Raw genomic sequence first — 3,687 nt, 5'->3', positions numbered from 1 at the left:
GCACGTTTTTTGCACAGAACGGCGTTGACGCCTTTTTTTGTGCAGACCAGAAAGCCGAAAACGTGAGCACCTGGGAACTCCACATTCCACCATCCCCGGGGTATGGTGCCGCGAGGCAGGCAGAACACTCGGAACGGACATGAGCAGCACGGGCCGGAGAAAACCCCCGCTGGTGGCGGAACGGCGCACCCCGCGCAAGGCGACAGCGAAAAAGACCGGCGCGACCCGGCGCAAGTCGGGCGGCGGGCGAGGACGCACGTCCCGGCGGCGCGGCAACCCGGTGGTCGCGTTCTTCACGGGCATCGTCGGCTGGATCGTTGGGCTGTTCTGGAAGATCAGCTCGCGGATCGCGTTGATGGGCACGGTCGCGGTCGGGCTTGCTGTGCTGTATTTCTACGTCCAGCTGCCCCCGGTCTCCGCGCTGCTCGATGGGCGCAACCGTGGTTCGGTCACGCTGCTGGACCGCGACGGGCAGGTCTTTGCCTGGCGGGGCGAGCAGTTCGGCGGCCAGATCACCGCGGCGACGGTCGCACCCGCGCTGAAGAACGCAGTGCTCGCCACCGAAGACCGCCGGTTCTACCGACATTTCGGCCTTGACCCGCTGGGCATCGCGGGCGCGGTCCGCATCAACATGTCCGAAGGGCGCGGGCCGTTCTCGGGTCATGGCGGCTCGACCATCACCCAGCAGACCGCGAAACTTCTCTGCCTGGGCGTGCCCTACGACGCCCGGGAGTGGAAAACCGAAGCCGCCTACGAGGCCGACTGCCGTCGCACCACCCTGAGCAGAAAGGCCAAGGAGGCGGTCTATGCGATGGCGATGGAGGCGCGCTATACCAAGGACGAGATCCTTACGATCTATCTCAACCGCGCCTATCTGGGCGCGGGCGCCCGCGGCTTCGAGGCTGCGGCGCAGCGCTATTTCGGCAAGTCGGCGAATGCGGTCACGCCCTCCGAGGCGGCGATGCTGGCGGGGCTGCTGAAGGCGCCGACGACCTATGCCCCGACCAACAATCTGGAACGCTCGCGCAATCGCGCGAACCTGATCCTTGGGCTGATGGAGCAGCAGGGCTTTCTGACCGCGCGCGAGGCCGCCGAGGCCCGCGCGAACCCCGCCCGGCTGTCCCAGGTGGCGGAATCGCGATCGGGCGGCTATTTCGCCGATTGGGTGATGAGCGCAGGCCCGGATTTCCTGACCCGCGACACGACCGAAGATGTGATCATCCGCACCACCTTCGACCCGCGTCTGCAAAAGGCCGCCGAGGATGCGCTGACCACGATCTTCGAGACCAAGCTCAAGCCCGGGTCCAAGGCAGAGGCGGCAATCGTGGTGATGTCGGCAGATGGCGCTGTGCGGGCAATGGTCGGCGGGCGGCAGACCTCGATCGGGGGCTTCAACCGGGCCACCATGGCCCTGCGGCAGACCGGTTCGGCCTTCAAGCCCTTCGTCTATGCGGCGGCGCTGGACCTTGGCTATACGCCCAATGCGACGGTCGTGGACGAACCGATCACGATCCGGGTGCCCGGTTCCGGGGCCTATTCGCCCGAAAATTTCGACCGCCGCTTTCACGGCCGCGTCACCCTGACCGAGGCGTTGAAACATTCCTACAACATCCCCGCGGTCAAGGTGTCCGAGGAGATGGGCCGAGAGAACGTGCGCAAGATCGCCGCCGATTTCGGGCTGCAAAGCGATCTGGCGCTCGGCCCGGCGCTGGCGCTGGGCGCGTCGGAATCGACGCTGATCGAGATGACGGGGGCCTATGCGGGCATCCTGAACGGCGGCTCCAGCGTGACGCCCTATGGTCTGCTTGATCTGCGCCTGAAGGGCGAGCGCGATGTCCTCATGGACAAGGCAGGCGGCATGGGCGAGCGCGTGATCTCCCAGGACGCCGCACAAAGCCTCGTCTACATGATGCACGAGGTGATCGAGTCGGGCACCGGACAGCGCGCAAAGCTGCCGGGATGGCAGGCGGCAGGCAAGACCGGCACCACCTCGGCGGTACGCGATGCCTGGTTCATCGGCTTCACCGCCGAATATGTGGCCGGCGTCTGGATGGGCTATGACGACAACACGCCGATGACCGGCGTCACGGGCGGCGGCTTGCCTGCCGAGATCTGGCGCGAGGCGATGGTGCGGGTGCATCAGGGGCTGACGCCGCGCCCGCTGCCGATGCTGGTGCCCGAGCCACCCGCGCCCGAATACAACTACCCGGGCGAGACCTATTCCTCGGGCGAGGGCTATGGCCGGCGTGGCCCGAACCCGCCGCGCGAAAGCGTCGGCGATGTGGCCGAACGGATCCTGCTGGAGGTGCTGGGGGCTATCCTTGGCGGCAGCCGCAACTGAGGCGCGATGCGCCTCAGCCCATCCGCCGCAGGTCGGCGATCAACGCGTCCAGATTGCCGCGGCGCTGATCCAGCAGCGCGCCGATCTCGGTGCGCTCGGTGGCCAGCATGTTCACGCCCTCGATGAAGATATTGAAGAACAGGTTGCGCCCCGAGCGGTCCGAGACCAGGAAAACCACCTCGAACGGCGCCTGCCCGCGCAGCGCCGCCGTCGTCCGGACCTCGTAGAAATCGCGGACTGGCCTTACCTCGCGCACGATAAGTTCGCCGCCGATGAACTCGCGCAATCGGCGGCCATACTTGCGCGAGATGTAGCCCTGGAACGCCTCGGAAAAGGCGCGCATCTGCGCCGCAGAGGCCGAACGCGCAGCCACCCCAAGCGCAGACCGCGCGATGATCGGCACGTCGGCATAGCGGGCGAAAATCCGCTCGAACTCTGGCAGCATCTGCGCTTCCGACCGGCCGGAATTGATCACCCGGTTGATGTCGCCCACCACCTGGTCGATCAACCGCGAAGCCTCGGCCCCGGTCAGCGCAAGCGCTGCACCCGACAAGGCAAGCGTGGCGCCCGTGGCAAGGGCGCAAGCCAGCAGGGCGCGTCGGGCGGGATCATTGGGCAGTGGGGTCCTCATAGGGGTCCTCGTAGGGGTCGAAGTAATCGGGCTCTGCACCGCGGCGCAGAATGAAGCGGCGATTCTCCAGATAGGTCTGGCGGGTCTGCGCATAGCTGTCTGCGCTTTCATATAGGAGCGAATCGATCAGATTCGAGCGCTCGTAGCGCGTCCCGAGCCCCGAAAGGACCGCGACACCGCCCGCCCCCTCGCGCTGTTCGGTATTGGGCAGGCGCGCGGTCGGGCTGAGGACCAGATCGACGACCGTGCCCAGCGCATCCCGTCCGGTCGATGGCCCGAGCAGCGGCAGTTCCATGTAACTGCCTTCTGCCACGCCCCAGACATGAAGTGTCTCGCCAAAGTCGGTGTCGATCCGCGCCGCCCCCATCCGAGTCGCGGGGTCCAGAAGCCCGCCCAGTCCGATGGTGGAATTGACGAGGAAGCGCGTGGTATTCTGCGCCGCGTCGCCGGGACGAAGCTGCAACAGGCTGTTGATGACCGCCCCCGGCAAGGCCAGGTTCGAAGCGAAATTGCCGATGCCTGTGCGCACCGGCCACGGAACGGTTCGGCCATAGGCCATGGCAGCCGGGCGGACGACATTCCGGTCCAGCGCGATATTGCCCCGATGCACGGCGCGGTTCTGCGCCTCGTGCGGGTCGGAAATCCCGCTGGGGATGGGCGCGGCACACCCGGCCAGAAGGACCAGCGCGACCGCAGGCACGAACCGTCGGGACAG

The 3,687-nt window shown here is 66.8% G+C and carries 3 protein-coding genes; 1 reads left to right on the top strand and 2 read right to left on the bottom strand.

Annotated elements, in window-relative coordinates:
* Positions 1-139 precede the first annotated feature (139 nt).
* Positions 140-2,341, top strand: coding sequence for a transglycosylase domain-containing protein (locus ENN83_RS01270; protein ID WP_287183137.1), 2,202 nt, complete (start codon positions 140-142; stop codon positions 2,339-2,341).
* Positions 2,342-2,354: 13 nt separating this feature from the next.
* Here the strand turns inward: ENN83_RS01270 and ENN83_RS01265 are convergent, their stop codons facing one another.
* Both ENN83_RS01265 and ENN83_RS01260 read right to left on the bottom strand, forming a co-directional pair.
* Positions 2,355-2,972, bottom strand: coding sequence for an MlaC/ttg2D family ABC transporter substrate-binding protein (locus tag ENN83_RS01265; protein ID WP_287183134.1), 618 nt, complete (start codon positions 2,970-2,972; stop codon positions 2,355-2,357).
* Positions 2,950-3,687 (bottom strand): MlaA family lipoprotein (locus ENN83_RS01260; protein ID WP_287183131.1); only part of this gene is annotated, 738 nt, incomplete at its 5' end. The genes ENN83_RS01265 and ENN83_RS01260, both read right to left, overlap by 23 nt.

This window comes from Rhodovulum sp. (assembly GCF_011048875.1).
In the GTDB taxonomy this organism is placed as follows: Bacteria; Pseudomonadota; Alphaproteobacteria; order Rhodobacterales; family Rhodobacteraceae; genus Rhodovulum; species Rhodovulum tesquicola.
Note: the sequence above shows the minus strand (reverse complement) of the source record. Positions and strands in the feature narration are given on the sequence as shown.